Source organism: Methyloversatilis sp. XJ19-13 (assembly GCF_024580155.1).
Classification (GTDB): Bacteria; Pseudomonadota; Gammaproteobacteria; order Burkholderiales; family Rhodocyclaceae; genus Methyloversatilis.
Map to the genome: position 1 here is coordinate 1 of NZ_JANINH010000049.1, position 353 is coordinate 353.

General features: G+C 65.4%; 1 protein-coding gene. It reads right to left on the minus strand.

The genetic code is table 11. The annotated features are described in order from the left end of the window. Window positions 1-353, minus strand: a 353-nt coding sequence (locus tag NMQ14_RS19660; protein WP_257098517.1) for a phosphomethylpyrimidine synthase ThiC, incomplete at both ends; no start/stop codon positions are given.

Genomic DNA, 353 nt, shown 5'->3' on the forward strand with positions numbered 1-353 from the left:
TTGCGGATGATCCACTCGCGGGTTTCGTGGATGTGCTTGCCGGTCGACAGATCCATCACCGTGTCGCCACCCCAGCGGATGGCCCAGGTCATCTTGTCGACCTCCTCGCCGATGGATGAACCCAGCGCGGAGTTGCCGATGTTGGCGTTGATCTTCACGAGGAAGTTGCGGCCGATGATCATCGGCTCGGATTCCGGGTGATTGATGTTGGCCGGGATGATGGCGCGCCCGCGGGCGACCTCATCGCGCACGAACTCGGGGGTGATTTCGGCGGGGATGGACGCGCCGAAGCTCTGACCCGGGTGCTGGCGACCGAGCAGGGCGGCCATCTTGGCACCGGTCGGGCCGGAGGC